Source organism: Staphylococcus caeli (assembly GCF_051413795.1).
Lineage (GTDB): Bacteria > Bacillota > Bacilli > Staphylococcales > Staphylococcaceae > Staphylococcus > Staphylococcus caeli_A.
Genome location: NZ_JBOIRQ010000006.1, coordinates 1 through 16,609, shown reverse-complemented (window position 1 = coordinate 16,609; position 16,609 = coordinate 1). Strand labels below are relative to the sequence as shown.

16 protein-coding genes are annotated in these 16,609 nt (G+C 33.6%); 12 read left to right on the top strand and 4 right to left on the bottom strand.

The features are described 5' to 3' along the window. The first annotated feature begins 30 nt into the window (after positions 1–30). A complete protein-coding gene (pepF, locus tag ACSULM_RS04715; RefSeq protein ID WP_436860962.1) occupies positions 31–1,839 on the top strand; it encodes an oligoendopeptidase F in 1,809 nt (602 codons plus the stop codon). Positions 1,840–2,162: 323 nt separating this feature from the next. Then, positions 2,163–2,777, top strand: a complete 615-nt coding sequence (locus tag ACSULM_RS04710; RefSeq protein WP_436860960.1) for an NAD(P)-dependent oxidoreductase — start codon at positions 2,163–2,165, stop codon at positions 2,775–2,777. A gap of 91 nt (positions 2,778–2,868) precedes the next feature. Here ACSULM_RS04710 and yjbH read toward each other — a convergent pair whose 3' ends face one another. The 3 genes from yjbH to ACSULM_RS04695 form a co-directional block, all read right to left on the bottom strand. After that, positions 2,869–3,657 carry a protease adaptor protein YjbH gene (gene yjbH, locus ACSULM_RS04705; RefSeq protein ID WP_436860958.1) on the bottom strand — a complete coding sequence of 263 codons (789 nt, stop codon included), beginning with the start codon at positions 3,655–3,657 and terminating at the stop codon, positions 2,869–2,871. A gap of 17 nt (positions 3,658–3,674) precedes the next feature. Further along, positions 3,675–4,046: a truncated hemoglobin YjbI gene (locus ACSULM_RS04700; RefSeq protein WP_436860956.1), complete on the bottom strand. Its 372-nt coding sequence runs from the start codon at positions 4,044–4,046 to the stop codon at positions 3,675–3,677. An 87-nt stretch (positions 4,047–4,133) separates the two neighbouring features. Continuing rightward, entirely contained in the window at positions 4,134–4,718 is a 585-nt protein-coding gene (locus tag ACSULM_RS04695) for a CYTH domain-containing protein (RefSeq protein WP_436860953.1), read from the bottom strand. A 187-nt stretch (positions 4,719–4,905) separates the two neighbouring features. Here ACSULM_RS04695 and ACSULM_RS04690 point away from each other — a divergent pair, with 187 nt between their 5' ends. The 7 genes from ACSULM_RS04690 to fabI all read left to right on the top strand — a co-directional run bounded on the left by ACSULM_RS04690 (position 4,906) and on the right by fabI (position 11,947). Next, on the top strand, positions 4,906–5,253 hold the full coding sequence (locus ACSULM_RS04690; protein ID WP_436860951.1) for a hypothetical protein: 348 nt from the start codon (positions 4,906–4,908) through the stop codon (positions 5,251–5,253). A gap of 16 nt (positions 5,254–5,269) precedes the next feature. Further along, the gene (locus ACSULM_RS04685; protein WP_436860949.1) at positions 5,270–5,905 is read left to right on the top strand and encodes a GTP pyrophosphokinase; all 636 of its coding nucleotides are present in this window, start codon (positions 5,270–5,272) and stop codon (positions 5,903–5,905) included. An 11-nt stretch (positions 5,906–5,916) separates the two neighbouring features. After that, positions 5,917–6,726 (top strand): NAD kinase, encoded by an 810-nt coding sequence (locus ACSULM_RS04680; RefSeq protein ID WP_436855308.1) that lies wholly within the window; start codon positions 5,917–5,919, stop codon positions 6,724–6,726. After that, positions 6,726–7,592, top strand: coding sequence for an RluA family pseudouridine synthase (locus ACSULM_RS04675; protein WP_436860947.1), 867 nt, complete (start codon positions 6,726–6,728; stop codon positions 7,590–7,592). The genes ACSULM_RS04680 and ACSULM_RS04675 overlap by 1 nt, the downstream gene beginning before the upstream one ends. Before the next feature lie 25 nt (positions 7,593–7,617). Further along, a complete protein-coding gene (gene mgtE / locus ACSULM_RS04670; RefSeq protein WP_436860945.1) occupies positions 7,618–9,003 on the top strand; it encodes a magnesium transporter in 1,386 nt (461 codons plus the stop codon). A 9-nt stretch (positions 9,004–9,012) separates the two neighbouring features. Continuing rightward, the gene (locus ACSULM_RS04665; protein WP_436860943.1) at positions 9,013–10,857 is read left to right on the top strand and encodes a monovalent cation:proton antiporter family protein; all 1,845 of its coding nucleotides are present in this window, start codon (positions 9,013–9,015) and stop codon (positions 10,855–10,857) included. A 319-nt stretch (positions 10,858–11,176) separates the two neighbouring features. Next, on the top strand, positions 11,177–11,947 hold the full coding sequence (gene fabI / locus ACSULM_RS04660) for an enoyl-ACP reductase FabI (RefSeq protein WP_069994913.1): 771 nt from the start codon (positions 11,177–11,179) through the stop codon (positions 11,945–11,947). A 61-nt stretch (positions 11,948–12,008) separates the two neighbouring features. Here the strand turns inward: fabI and cozEa are convergent, their stop codons facing one another. Then, positions 12,009–13,094 (bottom strand): lipoteichoic acid biosynthesis protein CozEa, encoded by a 1,086-nt coding sequence (cozEa, locus tag ACSULM_RS04655; protein ID WP_436860942.1) that lies wholly within the window; start codon positions 13,092–13,094, stop codon positions 12,009–12,011. Between the two features lie 308 nt (positions 13,095–13,402). Here cozEa and ACSULM_RS04650 point away from each other — a divergent pair, with 308 nt between their 5' ends. From ACSULM_RS04650 to ACSULM_RS04640, 3 genes are all read left to right on the top strand, one after another. Beyond that, the gene (locus ACSULM_RS04650) at positions 13,403–14,974 is read left to right on the top strand and encodes an alanine/glycine:cation symporter family protein (protein WP_436860941.1); all 1,572 of its coding nucleotides are present in this window, start codon (positions 13,403–13,405) and stop codon (positions 14,972–14,974) included. An 85-nt stretch (positions 14,975–15,059) separates the two neighbouring features. After that, entirely contained in the window at positions 15,060–15,806 is a 747-nt protein-coding gene (locus tag ACSULM_RS04645; protein WP_436860940.1) for an esterase family protein, read from the top strand. Between the two features lie 85 nt (positions 15,807–15,891). Beyond that, positions 15,892–16,401, top strand: coding sequence for a YjcG family protein (locus ACSULM_RS04640; protein WP_436860937.1), 510 nt, complete (start codon positions 15,892–15,894; stop codon positions 16,399–16,401). The last annotated feature ends 208 nt before the right edge of the window (positions 16,402–16,609 follow it).

Genomic DNA, 16,609 nt, shown 5'->3' with positions numbered 1-16,609 from the left:
AGTATTGAAACTATAGGAGGTTTACAGAAAATGACACAACAATTAACAAGAGAAGAACAAGAACGTAAATATCCTGAATATACATGGGATTTAACTACTATATTTGAATCGGACGAAGCCTTCGAATCAGCTTTTAAAGAAGTTGAGCAAAGTCTCGGACAAGAACAACAATTTCAAGGACATTTGGCAGATAACGCCGAAACACTATATAAAGCATTAGCATTAGAAGATGAATTAGGTTCACAGCTAGAAAAGGTCTATGTATATGCACATCTTAAGCAGGACCAAGATACTGCCAATGATAAATATACTGGGTATGAGTCACGTGCACATCAATTGATTATTAAATTTAGCGCGGGTTGGAGCTTCTTAGTGCCTGAAATTTTGCAAATTGATGAAGCAACGATCCAATCATTTATCGAATCAAATGACGATTTAAAACGCTATGCCTTTGATTTGAAATTGATTAATGAAAAGCGTCCACATGTTTTAAGTGCAGATAAAGAAAAATTACTAACAGAAGCACAAGATGCATTATCTACACCGGATAATGTATATGGTATGTTCAGTAATGCTGATTTAGAATTTGAAGATGCAATTGATAAGGATGGTGAACGCCATTCACTAACTCAAGGTACATTCATTAAATGTTTAGAATCAGATGACCGTATTTTACGTAAATCTGCATTTGAAAATTTATATAAAGCTTATGGTGCATATAATAATACGTTAAGTGCTACATTAGCTGGTGAAGTTAAGAAAAATGTATTCAACGCAAAAACACATAATTATGATTCGGCAAGAGCTGCTGCTTTAAGCAGAAATCATATTCCTGAAAAAGTATATGATAATTTAGTGAAAACAGTACATGAATACTTACCATTGTTACATCGTTATACAGAATTGCGTAAAGAATTACTAGGGTTAGATGATATGAAAATGTATGATCTTTATACACCACTAGTAAAAGATGTGAAATTTGAAATGCCTTATGAAGAAGCGAAAGATTGGATGATAAAGGCATTACAACCAATGGGTGAGGAATACATGGAAGTTGTGCACGAAGGCTTGAATAACCGTTGGGTTGATGTATATGAGAATAAAGGCAAACGTTCAGGTGGCTATTCTTCAGGTGCGCATTTAACAAATCCATTTATACTATTAAACTGGTCGAACACAGTATCTGATCTATATACATTAGTTCATGAGTTTGGTCACTCTGCACATAGTTATTTCAGTCGTAAAAATCAACCGTCTAATTCAAGTGATTATACGATTTTTGTTGCGGAAGTTGCTTCAACTTGTAATGAAGCGTTGTTAAGTGATTATATGGACAAACATTTAGATGATGAAAGAAGACTATTGTTGTTAAATCAAGAGCTAGAGCGTTTCCGTGCAACGTTATTTAGACAAACAATGTTTGCAGAATTTGAACATAAAATCCATCAAATAGAAGAAGCGGGAGAACCATTAACTGCAAATCGTATGAATGAAGAATATGCATCATTAAATAGACAGTATTTCGGCGAGTCAGTAGAAACTGATGAGGACATCAGTAAAGAATGGTCTAGAATTCCGCATTTTTATATGAATTATTATGTGTATCAATATGCAACCGGATACAGTGCAGCACAAAGTTTAAGTCATCAAATATTGACTGAAGGTCAACCAGCTGTTGATAGATATATTAATGAATTTCTGAAAAAAGGTAGTTCAAATTATCCAATTGAAATACTGAAAAATGCAGGTGTAGACATGACGACTCCCGAACCAATTGAACAAGCTTGCCAAGTATTCGAACAGAAATTAGACGCTTTTGAAAAGCTAATGAAAGCTTAGTATATATGTATTCGTTTACAATATGACAAGTTTGTGACAAACTGAACTTATTTAATTTAAATGGTTGAAAGGTACATTTAAGCGTGTTATATTGTATACATGAAATTAATCACATAACAAACATACCCCTTTGTTTGAAGTGAAAAATTTCTCCCATCCCCTTTGTTTAGCGCCGTGTAATCAGACACGGCGTTTTTTTATGTCCTTTTTTAAATCACAGCTACAAAATACGAAAAAAGTGAATAACTATTCAGTTGACTTTACTTTAATAAAAGTATACGCTGTACCTGTATTTAATTTGAGTACAAGAAAGAGGGATGAATATGAAAGTAGCAATAATAGCAGCCAATGGTAAAGCAGGACAACTCATTACTAAAGAAGCTATAAGTAGAGGACTAGATGTGACAGCCATTGTGAGAAGCACAAATAAAACAGAGGCAAAGCAAGTTATTCAAAAGGATTTGTTTGATTTAACAAAGGACGATCTGTCAGAATTTGATGTAGTTATAGATGCATTTGGACAACCAGATCCAACTAAATTAGAAGAACATAGCAAATCATTAAAACATCTTAGTGATTTACTGAGTGGAAGCAAGCAACGCTTATTAATCATAGGCGGTGCCGGTAGTTTGTTCGTTGATTCTGCACATACAATGAGATTAGTAGATTCTCCTGATTTTCCAGAACAATTTAAACCTACAGCACTCGCTCAAACTAAAACTTTAGATGAAATAAAACAACGTGAAGATGTGCAATGGACATTTATTAGTCCAGCACCAGACTTTCAATTTGATGGTGAAAAAACAGGAACTTATAAAACAAGTGAAGATGAAGTCATTGGAACAAATGTTAGTTATGCAGATTTTGCTACAGCATTAGTAGACGAAGCGATCAATCCTAAATATGTTCAAAAACGTTTTGCAGTGTTTGCAAAATAGATTTTAAAAATTTATGAAAAACAAAAGGCAACACGCTATTCTTTATATAGCATGCTGCCTTTTTAGGAAATGGCTATCGTTCCGAGCTAAATTAATTTTTTGCTCTCCAAAACTTACCATCAGGTGAATTTAGTTTTTCAATTTTTTGGCGTAAAGCGAGTTTTTTGAGTTCTTTATTCATTAATTTCTCTGGCCATTCATAAATTGTGAGTAATTCCTCTTTGGTCACAAGTTGTTGTTGTTGGATATACGTTTCAAGATTTGGTGGTAACTCTTTTTCAATCGGTGTACCTATAAGTTCGTTAATAATATACGTATATATATGATAAGGATACAAGCCTTCAACTTTTAAACCTTCCTCATGTACATCCTCATTAAAAAACACGAGAGAGGGTGCTTCTTCAATTTCCATTTCTCTAGCGATATGCAAATCTACTTGTAAACTTTCTTTTAAACAACTACTATGCAAATCTTCTTTAAAAACCTCATAATCTAAACCTGCATTGCTAATACAATGATTTACCATCGATTCAGTAATAATATCGCGTTTTGGAATGATTTCATTTTGAACAAGATGAATAAAACGTTCTGCACGAGTACGCCCTTGAAGCTCTGCAGCTTTATAAGCAAGTGCGATATTATCTAAATCCGAGGTACTTTGTGCCTGGCATTTAGTTAAGACACGAAGTGATGGGTTCAATATATGTCTAATGCTGATATATTGTTTATATTCAATGCGTAATTTAGAAAGTATCGCTGATAATTTAAAGCATTCCTTACTGAATGGATCGAAAAATGAATAAATTTCAATCTTGCTTACAGGTGAAAGATTTGCATCTTCACGACTATTAGGTTGTATTATTCTTAATTCTTCAGTCATGTCTATTCCACCTACAATTAATTTTCGGAATTAACCATATGATTCGCTGTCAAACGTAATCTTTCATATAAGTAATCGCCGACACCAGCAGGAAGTTGCGCATGCATTATTGCATGTTGCATATTCTCAAGCCATGCATCGCGTTCATGAATTGTTATTTTAAAGTCCATATGACGTTTTTTAAGCATTGGGTGGCCATGTTCTTCTGTATAAAGGTTCGGTCCACCTAAAAACTGTGTTAAAAACTGCTTCTGCTTTCTGCTTGTTTCTTCAAAATCACCAGGAAATAAATGATTGATTCTATTGTCACGCTCGACCAAATAATAAAAATGGTCAATCATCTTATATAGAGCTTCTTGTCCTATGATTTCATAAGGTGTTTGAGTCATATTATCACCATATTCTGTTAATATAATACTAATATAACATGAATTTTTACATTTGGAAGTAATTCGACTTTTTGTGATTGCGCTTAATTAATTGCTGTTTAAATTTGATTTGTGTGTAAAAAATCTTTGTACTTTATTATCTGGAATTTCATGAGTCATATTGAATTTTTCCAAAATGCTTTTAAATTGAATCAGCCCTTCATCATAATCTTCAACCTCAAATTCTAGCTCGAAATCTTCAGTATCAAGATAGTGACTGTGATCTAATACAAGTAAATTACCATTAAGCTCTTTCTCCATACGATGAGTGGTTAAAGCGCCGAGTACTTTAAGCTGAGTGAAATCAATGTCCATAAGTGTGAGTTGTGTTTTGATTACATCTGGCAACATATCCTGCGTAATATTTTTATCAAGTTCAGGCACAACGTCTGTTTGGAAATTATATTCCATTAATCCGACTTCAGCAGGTACTTTTAATGTCATTTCATAATCATGTTCTTTAACACGAATTCTTAAAGCAGAATGATGTGACTTTAAATCGAATTGAGGTGTGTCTATATAATAATTTTTTTGGCTAAACGGATGCATTTCTTGAAAGAACTTGTTACTGATTGCTTGGTATTGAGATTGCGTGAGCATTTGTTTGAATTCAATTTCGTTATTCGTTGCCATAGAAGCACTCCCTTTACTTAATATCAATATGTATTTTAAATGACTTTTCACTTATTTTAAATCGAACTGCATTTGAAAATTAAAATCCATGTTCATATATACAATGAAACATGTTACAACATTAACTTGTCACGTGTTATGTACAAGTGAATTATGTTAAAATAATGAGGAATAAGGAGGAACAAGCATGCGTATTTATGTGAATGAAATTAAAGTTACAGAAGATAGTATAAATTGTTATACAGAACAATCTACAGAAGGATTACAAGAAGCAGGGCAAATGCTTGTTGATAGTGACAATTATAGTTTTGCATATATATTAGACGACGGACAATCATATTCCTATTTAATATTTGTTCAAGAAACATGGTCTATGTTACATAAAAATAAAGGTAAGAAAATTATTGTTAATGATGAATTAGAATTAGTACAATTCGAAAATGAATTTAATTATATATTAGATAATATACAAGGTAATACAAATTATGGTAAGGAGTTTGTGTCCGTTGTAGAAAATACTTTCGAATTAGATTGAAGCGGAGTGAGGCACAATGAATCAATGGGATCAGTTTTTATCGCCATATAAGCAAGCAGTAGACGAATTGAAAATAAAATTAAAAGGGCTTAGAAAACAATATGAAGTAGAGGACAATGCGTCGCCTATAGAATTTGTTACAGGCCGTGTTAAACCGATGACAAGTATCATTGATAAGGCGAATAAGCGTCAAATATCATTTGATCGACTACATGAAGAAATGTACGATATTGCAGGGTTAAGATTAATGTGCCAATTTGTTGATGATATAGATATTGTTGTTAATTTATTGAGACAACGTAAGGATTTTAAGGTTGTTGAAGAACGTGATTATATTAGTAACACGAAACAGAGTGGCTATCGTTCATTTCATGTTATTATCGAATATCCAATAGAAACTTTAAGTGGAGAGAAAAAGATTTTAGCAGAAATACAAATTAGAACTTTAGCTATGAATTTTTGGGCAACTATTGAACATACATTGAGATATAAATATGATGGAGACTATCCACCTGAGATTCAACATCGCTTAGAACGAGCAGCAGAAGCAGCTTATTTACTAGATGAAGAGATGTCAGAAATAAAAGAAGAAATTCAAGAAGCACAGAAATATTATTCTAAGAAGCGTGCGAAAAAGCATAATAATGACTAGGGGATGTTACAATGCGCTATACGATTTTGTCTAAAGGCGATTCAAAATCTAATGCTTTAAAACATAAAATGATTAACCATATGAAAGACTTTCAGATGGTAGAAGACCCGGAAAATCCAGAAATCGTTATATCAGTCGGTGGAGACGGTACGTTGCTACAAGCGTTTCATCAATATAGTCATATGCTTTCACGTTGTGCATTTGTTGGGATTCATACAGGACATCTTGGTTTTTATGCAGATTGGTTACCTCACGAAGTAGAAAAGCTAATTATTGAGATTAACAATTCAGAATTTCAGGTTATTGAGTATCCGTTACTAGAAATCATCGTGCGCTATAATGACAATGGTTATGAGACACGACACTTAGCATTAAATGAAGCGACTATGAAAACAGAAAACGGATCAACATTAGTGGTAGATGTGAATATTAGAGGGAATCAATTTGAACGTTTCAGAGGAGATGGCTTATGCATGTCTACGCCATCTGGATCAACAGCTTATAATAAAGCATTGGGCGGTGCATTGATTCATCCATCATTAGAAGCGATGCAAATTGCTGAAATTGCTTCTATCAATAATAGAGTGTTTAGAACGGTCGGGTCACCGTTAGTATTGCCGAAACATCATACTTGTTTGATTACGCCGGTGAATCATGACACGATTTTAACGACGATTGACCATGTTAGTATTAAACATAAAAATGTTAATGCAATACAATATAGAGTGGCGAACGAGAAAATAAGATTTGCTAGATTTAGACCATTCCCATTCTGGAAACGTGTACACGATTCATTTATCTCTAGTGGAGATACTGAATAATGAAATTCACCTTCAATATAACAACTGCGGAGATGTTGCGAACCTTTTTACAAAGACATCGCTTTTCAAAGCGGACGATTAGCGCCATTAAACATAATGGCGCTTTAGTAGTTAATGGAGAGTCGGTTACGGTACGTGCACAATTAAAGTGCGGTGACGTATTAGAGGTTTTTCTGGCTAACGAAACCCCAAGTACAAATCTTATTCCATATCAACAAGCGCTAAACATACTATATGAAGATCAATATTTAATTGCAATCTCTAAACCGGCATATCAAAATTGTGCGCCTTCACGAGATCATCTGCATTATAGTGTTGCTGAACAGGTATTAGGTTATTTTCAAACATATGAAAATGAGACCATACCACATATTATTACACGGTTAGATCGTAATACATCAGGTATTGTGATTATTGCAAAGCATGGTTTTATCCATCATTTGATGTCACAAACTCAAATTGACAAACAATATTTATGTATTTGCCAAGGAGAGATAACGCGTAGCGGTTTGATTGATGCGCCAATTGCTAGACATCCAGATAGTATTATACAAAGACATGTAGATAGAAATGGAAAAACAGCACAAACACGATTCAAACGCTTGGATGTAACTAAGTACAATAATCATACATATAGTTTGTGTGCAGTGACGTTGCTCACTGGCCGTACACATCAGATACGTGTCCATTTTCAACATTTTGGTCATCCAATAGTCGGTGACGATTTATATGGTGGTGGACATGATGAATATACACATCAATTGTTACGCTGTAAGCAAGTCACATTTATGCACCCTATAAATAATCAAAAAATTGTAATCAACGATAAATATGACACGATAGAATCGATTTTCAATATGCTATAATTTAACATATATGGAGGTGGGACTAATGGCTAATGAGAAAGATTCAATCACTTTAGAAGATGAACAAGTTTATGATCAAGTATTACTCGATGAGTTATTATCAAATAATGAAATTGATCAATTTAGAGAAGAATTCTTGTCCATGCATACATATGAACAAAGTGAATACTTTGAAGACAGTGATGAAGAAATTCGTCAACGTATGTTTGAAGTGCTTTCACCAGAAGAAGTAGCGGATTTTTTCGAACAATTAGAAATTGATGAAGAAGATTACGAAGCACTTTTTGATACAATGAACGCCAGTTACGCGAGTAAAGTATTAGAAGAGATGTCTTATGATAACGCCGTAGATATTATGAACCAGTTATCAAAACAGAAAATCGTTAGTCTCCTCACATTGATGAATAAAGAAGATGCTAGAGAAATCAAAGCTTTGTTACATTATGATGAAGATACTGCCGGTGGTATCATGACTACGGAGTACATTTCATTAAATGCAACTATGCCAGTCAAAGAAGCATTGATTCACGTTAAAGAACAAGCGCCAGACGCAGAAACGATATACGTGATTTTTGCAGTAAATGAAAATAAACAACTCGCAGGCGTACTTTCTTTAAGGGACTTAATTACAGCAGAAAATGATGCTTACATTGAAGATATCATGAGTGAGCGTGTCATTAGTGCAAATGCTGCTGATGACCAAGAGGATGTCGCACAAAAAATGCGTGACTATGATTTTATTGCCATGCCAGTAGTAGATTATCAAGACCATTTGCTAGGAATTATCACAATCGATGATATCTTAGATGTTATGGATGAAGAGGCGAGTGAAGACTACTCACGTTTAGCCGGTGTCTCTGATGTCGATGCAACGAATGATTCAGTGTTTACTACTGCTAAAAAAAGATTACCGTGGCTTATCATATTAACATTTTTAGGGATGATTACTGCAACAATTCTAGGGTCATTTGAAGATACCTTAGCTAAAGTTGCATTATTAGCTGCTTTTATACCTATAATTAGCGGGATGTCAGGAAATTCTGGTACGCAGTCGCTTGCCGTATCAGTACGTAATATTTCAACAGGTGAAATCTATGAACAAAGTAAGTTTAAAGTCGCACTTAGAGAAGCAGGCAGTGGTTTCTTTAGTGGTTTAGTGTGTGCTGCTGTGTTGTTTATAATCATTATGATTCTATATAGACAACCTATTTTAGCAATGATTGTTGGTAGTAGTTTAACCATTGCGATGACAGTAGGTACTTTAGTTGGTTCAATGATTCCGTTAGTGATGAACAAACTTAACATTGATCCTGCTGTTGCAAGTGGACCATTCATTACAACAATTAATGATATTGTAAGTATGTTGATTTATTTTGGATTAGCAACATCATTTATGTCTTACCTAACTTAAGGGGGTTATATGGAATTTATATCGCTTGTTGTCGTTGTATTGGCAGCATTTATTACACCAATTTTAGTCAATCGTTTGAAAATTAGTTTCTTACCTATTGTAGTTGCAGAAATATTAATGGGGATTGTCATTGGGCATTCATTTTTAAATCTTGTAGAGCGAGACGCAATGCTTAACATATTATCTACCTTAGGCTTCATCTTCTTAATGTTTTTAAGTGGACTAGAAATAGATTTTAAAGCATTTAAAAAAGATAAAAGTTCAACGCAAACTGAACAGAGAATTAAGAAAAAAGAGCCTGGACATTTACAAATGGCGCTTGTAGTATTCATGTTTATCATGATTATCTCAATTGTTTTTGCGTATATGTTCAAATGGTTTGGTCTTATAGACGACGTATTATTAATGGTTATTATCATTTCTACAATTTCACTAGGTGTTGTCGTACCAACGTTAAAAGAAATGAATATCATGCGTACTACAATTGGACAATTTATTCTATTAGTTGCCGTACTTGCAGACTTAGTGACGATGATATTATTGACGGCATACGGTACACTCAACGCTTCAGGTAGCACATCAATGTGGCTTATCGGAAGTTTAGTTGTATTTACTATTGTCTTTTATTTTCTTGGAGGTATGTTTAAAAAGGCACAGTTCCTTCAAAAGCTAATGGACGGTACCACGCAAATTGGTATACGTGCTGTATTTGCTTTAATTATATTATTAGTAGCTCTAGCTGAAGGGGTAGGCGCTGAAAATATTTTAGGTGCCTTCTTGGCTGGGGTCGTTGTATCATTACTCGGTCCCGATGAAGACATGGTTGAAAAGTTAGATTCATTTGGTTATGGATTCTTTATTCCTATCTTCTTCATTATGGTAGGTGTAGATTTAAATATTCCAGAATTGATTAAAGAACCATCGTTGCTATTAATTATTCCATTTTTAATGATTGCATTCTTAATATCTAAATTAATACCAATGTTTTACATACGCAGATGGTTTGATATGAAGACCACGATTTCTTCAGCATTTTTACTGACGTCAACACTCTCTTTAGTCATAGCTTCAGCAAAAATTGCAGAACAACTTGGAACTATTTCACCTGAAATATCTGGTATTCTCATTTTAAGTGCGGTAATTACATGCGTATTCGTACCGATAGTCTTCAAGAAAATGTTCCCAATGCCGGACGAAGCAACGAGACAAATTGAAGTAAGTTTAATTGGTAAAAACCAATTGACCATTCCAATTGCGCAAAATTTATCTTCACAGTTGTATCAAGTGTCACTTTACTATCGAAATGATTTGAGTGATAAACGAAAATTATCAGACGCCATATCGATGATTGAGATTGGCGATTATGAAGAACAATTGTTAGAGCGCTTAGGTTTGTTTGAGAGAAATATCGTTGTGTGTTCAACAAATGATGATGACATCAATCGTAAAGTTGCATTAATGGCGAAAAAACATGGTGTGAAACGCGTTATCTGTCGTTTAGAATCTAGTTCGACGGATGTGAGTTTACAAGAAGAAGGTATAGAAATATTTAGTAGTTATATGAGTAACAAAATATTGTTAAAAGGTTTAATTGAGACACCAAACATGCTTAATATCTTAAGTAATGTTGAAACTTCATTATATGAAATTGCAATGTTAAATCATCAATATGATCAAATACAATTACGTAATTTCCCATTCGGTGGGGATATCATCTTTGTACGTATTATTAGAAATAATGAATCAATTGTGCCACATGGTGATACGCAATTGCGTTATAAAGATCGCGTGATTGTTACTGGTTCAAAAGAGTATGTAGATGAATTGAAACGAGAATTAGAATTTTATTATTAATTTTAAATCTCTATTTTGAAATGGAAAACATTAGTTTAATACAAAATTATATAATAGAGCGGTCAAGCTTCAATGATGAGGCAGCCGCTCTTTATAATGAGAATTTTCATTGAAATTTGGTATTCGTTATAATTTATTGCATATGAAAGCGGATTAAATCGTTAAGTATAGTAAAATAAATTGTTTATTCAATCAAACCAATGTTAAAATAAGTAATGTTGAGATTGGCATCGAGCAAGCATAGACACTTCAGTTGCTTTATAACAACTCGAACCAGTTAAATGATAAATAAGGAAATTTAAATAAAGGAGTTATTTTCATGTTAAATTTAGAGAATAAGACATTTGTAATTATGGGTATTGCAAACAAACGTAGTATTGGCTTTGGCGTAGCTAAAGTATTAGATCAACTAGGTGCAAAATTAGTATTTACATACCGTAAAGAACGTAGTAAAAATGAATTAGAAAAATTAGTAGAACAATTAAATCAAGCAGAACATCACATGTACCAAATAGATGTTCAAAGCGACGATGATGTTATTAATGGATTTGCTAAAATTGGTGAAGAAGTAGGTAATATTGACGGCGTTTATCATTCTATCGCATTTGCGAATATGGAAGATTTACGTGGCCGTTTCAGTGACACGTCACGCGATGGTTTCCTACTAGCTCAAGATATTAGTTCATATTCATTAACACTTGTTGCCCGTGAAGCTAAGAAATTAATGCCTGAAGGCGGTAGTATCGTAGCTACAACTTATTTAGGTGGCGAATTTGCCGTTCAAAACTATAACGTAATGGGTGTCGCTAAAGCTAGTTTAGAAGCAAATGTACGCTATTTAGCTCTAGATTTAGGAGAAGATAATATCCGTGTGAATGCTATTTCAGCAGGACCAATTCGTACGTTAAGTGCTAAAGGTGTCGGTGGTTTCAACTCTATACTGAAAGAAATTTCTGAACGTGCACCTTTAAAACGTAATGTAGACCAAGAAGAAGTTGGTAAAACAGCCGCTTACTTGTTAAGTGACTTCTCAAGTGGTGTTACTGGTGAAAATATTCATGTCGATAGTGGCTATCACATCGTTAAATAAATTAATAGAATATAAAAAGCGTTCGTTTCTGAGTTAAGAAGAAACGAACGCTTTTTTAGTGTTATTCTTTAATATCACTATTTGCTTTTTCTATAATTTGTTCTCTATAACGGAATACGTTACGAACAATCGTTTTAATAATTGCATAGAGTGGTACGGCGACAAGAATTAGCACGAAGCCGCCTAAATTACCTGCAGCTAGAATAACAACAATGATTGTTAAAGGGTGAATATTGAGTGATTTACCCATGACATTTGGTGTAATTACGTTACCTTCTAATTGTTGTGCAACTAAGGTGATAATACATACCCAAATGAAAGTAGTTGGACTTTGGATAATACCAATAATTGCTGCCGGTGCGAATGCCATCCATGGTCCTAAGAAAGGTATCATGTTAGCAACACATGCAAACATCACAAGTAATAACGTATAATTCAAACCTATAATTGTATAACCAATATATAAAATGATACCCAAGATGATACTGACTGTAACTTGTCCTTGAATATAAGATTTTAATGTATGGTTTAAATCATTTAAAAGTTCAACTATAAATACTTTTCTATCTCCTTTAAACAACTTAGCGATAAAAGGAATGAAACGTTCATGGTCTTTCAACATATAAATTAAGAAGAATGGCACCATGATGAGTAAGAATAGTGTTGAGATAAATGAAGTTACATAGCTTAATGAATTAGATAAAATATCTGCTGTACTATTACTGAATGACTGTACCATTTTATTGATACGATCTGTAACATCAGATGGTAATCTTTCCATTTGATCTAAAGCAAAGTTAATAATATGTTGTATTTCATGTTGTAACGTTGGAATTTGATGAATTAAGTTTTCGATTTGGCCGGCAATTAATGGCCCAATATAACCAATTACAATGCCGATAATCACAATTAAACCTATAAAGATAATTGTGATACTTCCCCAACGTGGTACTTTATTCTTTTCTAATATTTTTTGGAATGGTAAACAAATATAGAATAAGAAACCACTTAATAATAATGGTAATAACACCGATTGTACAATGATAATAAACGGTATGAAGACACTATGGACTTCCATAACCAATTTGATTAATACAAACAGGATGATTAATGCAATACCTGTTCTAAACCAAACCTTGTTTAACATAGGACGGTTCCTCCTAAATTCAATTTATAAGTACTATTAAGTATAGCTTAAATAAAGTCAGAACAAAAGATGAAAATAAGGTGTTCAATTATGAATGTTTCAAGAAAACGCTACCATTATATATAATCGTGTGAAACTATTTCGTTTTATAGAGAAAGTTATCCAAAATATTTTATATTAATTAACAGGTATAATATATAAATTGTGAAAACAATAACTTATGAAATACGTTGCACGGAATATTTTATATGTGTATAATGATTAAAAATATATCATTTTACATAATGGTACAACAAGGGGGATACATTATGTTAGAAAGTTTATTGACTTGGTTTTATGATATTGTTTGGAGTAAGCCGTTAGTTTATGGGTTACTTATTACTGGAATACTGTTTTCGTTAATGATGCGATTTTTCCAGGTGAGGCATTTTAAAGAAATGATAAGGTTGATGTTTCAAGGGGAGAAATCACCAACTGGCATTTCAAGTTTCCAAGCGATTGCATTATCTCTAGCAGGACGTGTAGGAACCGGAAATATCGTAGGGGTGTCAACAGCAATCTTTATTGGTGGTCCTGGTGCTGTTTTTTGGATGTGGGCAACAGCATTTTTAGGTGCGAGTAGTGCATTTATAGAATCAACATTGGGTCAGATCTATAAACGTGAAGAAAAAGGGCAATATCGTGGTGGACCAGCTTTCTATATTGAATATGGTATTAAAGGTAAATTAGGAAAAATATATGGTTTGATTTTTGCGGTAGTAACTGTGATATCAGTGGGATTATTATTGCCGGGCGTACAGTCTAATGCGATAGCAAGTTCGATGAAAAATGCTTTCCAATTAGAACCATGGATTATAGCAATATTTTTGGCTGTATTACTTGGATTAATTATATTTGGTGGTATTAAGTGGATTGCTAATGCAGCAACTGCGATTGTTCCATTTATGGCAATTGCCTATATACTCATGGCAGTGATTATTATATTCATGAACATTGGTCAAGTACCAGGTTTAATTGCGCTTATATTTAAATCAGCTTTTGGTATGCAAGCGGCATTTGGTGGTATTTTAGGTGCTATGATTGAAATTGGTGTAAAACGAGGTCTTTATTCTAATGAAGCGGGGCAAGGAACTGGGCCACATGCAGCTTCAGCAGCAGAAGTTTCACATCCAGCTAAACAGGGATTAGTTCAAGCATTTTCAGTCTATGTTGATACACTATTTGTTTGTACAGCAACTGCGTTAATAATTTTACTTTCAGGTACATATAACGTTACAGATGGTGGCACAACATCTAGTGGTAAACCTAGTATGATTAAGGATAACGGCATTTTCGTTGAAATGTCTAATGGAGATAGAGATTACTCAGGTACAGCAATGTATGCACAAGCAGGTATTGATAAAGCATTCCAAGGAAGCGGTTATCATTTTGACCCTGCATTTTCAGGATTGGGCTCTTACTTTATCGCCTTTGCCTTATTCTTCTTTGCATTTACAACAATATTGGCGTATTACTATATCGCAGAGACCAATATAACTTATCTAACACGTAAGGGAACAGGACGAACGACATTCTTTTGGATTAATGTGACACGTATTGTACTGATTGTAGCTACAGTGTATGGTGCGATTAAGACTGCAGATATTGCATGGATGATGGGTGATTTAGGTGTAGGGATGATGGCATGGCTGAATATTATTGCAATTTGGATATTACACAAACCTGCAATACACGCATTGAAAGATTATGAAATGCAGAAAAAACAATTAGGATCTGGCAAAAAAGCAATTTACAAACCCGATGCTAAAAAACTACCGAATGCGATCTTTTGGTTGAAAGATTATCCAAAACGACTAGAAAAAGCGAAACTAGATGAATAATATTGTAAAGATTAACATCGCTTTATTTTAAAATCATGCGTCTCTTGGTACAATGTCATTAAGACTACGAGGGGGCGCATGATTTATGTATGAATTTCAACCAGGACGTATCAATAAGATAAATTTTTCAAGTGAAATCTTGGAGAGAGACGTCACGTTATCTATTTATTTACCTAAAGATTTTACAGAATTATTTAAATATAAAGTTGTCTTTTGTTTTGATGGTGCTGATTTTTTCAGTTTCGGTAGAATTCATAGAACCTATGAGACATTACGTGAGGAAAATGAAGTCGAGCGTGCAATATTTGTTGGATTTCACTACGAGGATGTTGAGAAAAGACGCGCAGAATTTCATCCACAAGGTGCACGTACACCTTTAACTGTTAAAGCAATGGCCAATGAACTGTTACCATTTATAGACCAAACGTTTCCAACTTTTAAGGTGGGCAATGCGCGAATCTTACTCGGTGATAGCTTGGCAGGAAGTGTTGCATTGATGACTGCACTATCTTATCCACGTATATTTAGTCAAGTTGGATTATTGAGTCCGCAGCATGATGATAATATTAAAGAACTAATTGAACGATGCCAGTATACAGAACAACTATCAATTTGGCATGCGGTTGGTTTGGATGAAGCTAATTTCAAATTACCAACAACTGGTAAACGTGCAGACTTCTTAACTCCGAACCGCGAGTTGAATCACATCATAGAACAGTATGATTTTACTTATCAATATCTTGAATTTGATGGGGGACATCAGTGGAAGTCATGGAAACCATTACTTAATGATGTATTAAAACATTTTTTAACAGATAATATTTCTTTTTAATATTTTGAACTAAAGTTACTTTAGAGTAACGAATTTTTCAGAAATTTGATATAATGAAATTATGTTAAACAAAGGAGGAATTTAAATGATTTTAGGATTAGCATTAATTCCGTCAAAAGCATTTCAAGATGAAGTGAATTCATATCGTAAGCGTTATGATGCTCATTATGCGTCAATTATGCCGCATATTACGATTAAGGGGCAGTTTAAAATAAACGATGGTGATTTAGAATCGGTTAAAGAGACGATTAAATCAAAAATCGAAGGCATTCCGACGATTGATGTACATGCGACAAAAGCTTCAAATTTTGCGCCAATCACTAATGTTATTTATTTTAAAGTTGAAAAAACAGAAGCTTTAGAAAAACTATTTAATCAATTCAATAAAGGTGATTTCTATGGTGTCGCTGATCATACATTCGTGCCACACTTTACAATTGCCCAAGGCTTAACAAGTCAAGAGTTCGAAGATATTTACGGACAATTGAAATTAGCAGGAATTGATTACAAAGAAACGATAGAACAACTTTCTCTTGTATATTATGATGAGCAAGAAGAAAAATGGAAAGTATTAGATAACTTTAACTTAGCGTAAAGCTAACCATTTATTAAAATAATAGTTTACGATATAACGAGGCATTAAAAAAGCACCATAATGATATTAGATTAATTTCTAATGTCATTATGGTGCTTTTTGCTATATTTAAATAATGGCTGTACACTTTTAACGGTTGGTGAGTAAAATCATCAATCGTTATTTTTATGTTTGAATACAAAAAAGCACAAATATCTCTATAATTATA

Coding starts and splice junctions, on each gene's coding strand:
- pepF (WP_436860962.1), top strand. CDS start 31: ATGACACAACAATTAACAAGAGAAGAACAAGAACGTAAATATCCTGAA.
- ACSULM_RS04710 (WP_436860960.1), top strand. CDS start 2,163: ATGAAAGTAGCAATAATAGCAGCCAATGGTAAAGCAGGACAACTCATT.
- yjbH (WP_436860958.1), bottom strand. CDS start 3,657: ATGACTGAAGAATTAAGAATAATACAACCTAATAGTCGTGAAGATGCA.
- ACSULM_RS04700 (WP_436860956.1), bottom strand. CDS start 4,046: ATGACTCAAACACCTTATGAAATCATAGGACAAGAAGCTCTATATAAG.
- ACSULM_RS04695 (WP_436860953.1), bottom strand. CDS start 4,718: ATGGCAACGAATAACGAAATTGAATTCAAACAAATGCTCACGCAATCT.
- ACSULM_RS04690 (WP_436860951.1), top strand. CDS start 4,906: ATGCGTATTTATGTGAATGAAATTAAAGTTACAGAAGATAGTATAAAT.
- ACSULM_RS04685 (WP_436860949.1), top strand. CDS start 5,270: ATGAATCAATGGGATCAGTTTTTATCGCCATATAAGCAAGCAGTAGAC.
- ACSULM_RS04680 (WP_436855308.1), top strand. CDS start 5,917: ATGCGCTATACGATTTTGTCTAAAGGCGATTCAAAATCTAATGCTTTA.
- ACSULM_RS04675 (WP_436860947.1), top strand. CDS start 6,726: ATGAAATTCACCTTCAATATAACAACTGCGGAGATGTTGCGAACCTTT.
- mgtE (WP_436860945.1), top strand. CDS start 7,618: ATGGCTAATGAGAAAGATTCAATCACTTTAGAAGATGAACAAGTTTAT.
- ACSULM_RS04665 (WP_436860943.1), top strand. CDS start 9,013: ATGGAATTTATATCGCTTGTTGTCGTTGTATTGGCAGCATTTATTACA.
- fabI (WP_069994913.1), top strand. CDS start 11,177: ATGTTAAATTTAGAGAATAAGACATTTGTAATTATGGGTATTGCAAAC.
- cozEa (WP_436860942.1), bottom strand. CDS start 13,094: ATGTTAAACAAGGTTTGGTTTAGAACAGGTATTGCATTAATCATCCTG.
- ACSULM_RS04650 (WP_436860941.1), top strand. CDS start 13,403: ATGTTAGAAAGTTTATTGACTTGGTTTTATGATATTGTTTGGAGTAAG.
- ACSULM_RS04645 (WP_436860940.1), top strand. CDS start 15,060: ATGTATGAATTTCAACCAGGACGTATCAATAAGATAAATTTTTCAAGT.
- ACSULM_RS04640 (WP_436860937.1), top strand. CDS start 15,892: ATGATTTTAGGATTAGCATTAATTCCGTCAAAAGCATTTCAAGATGAA.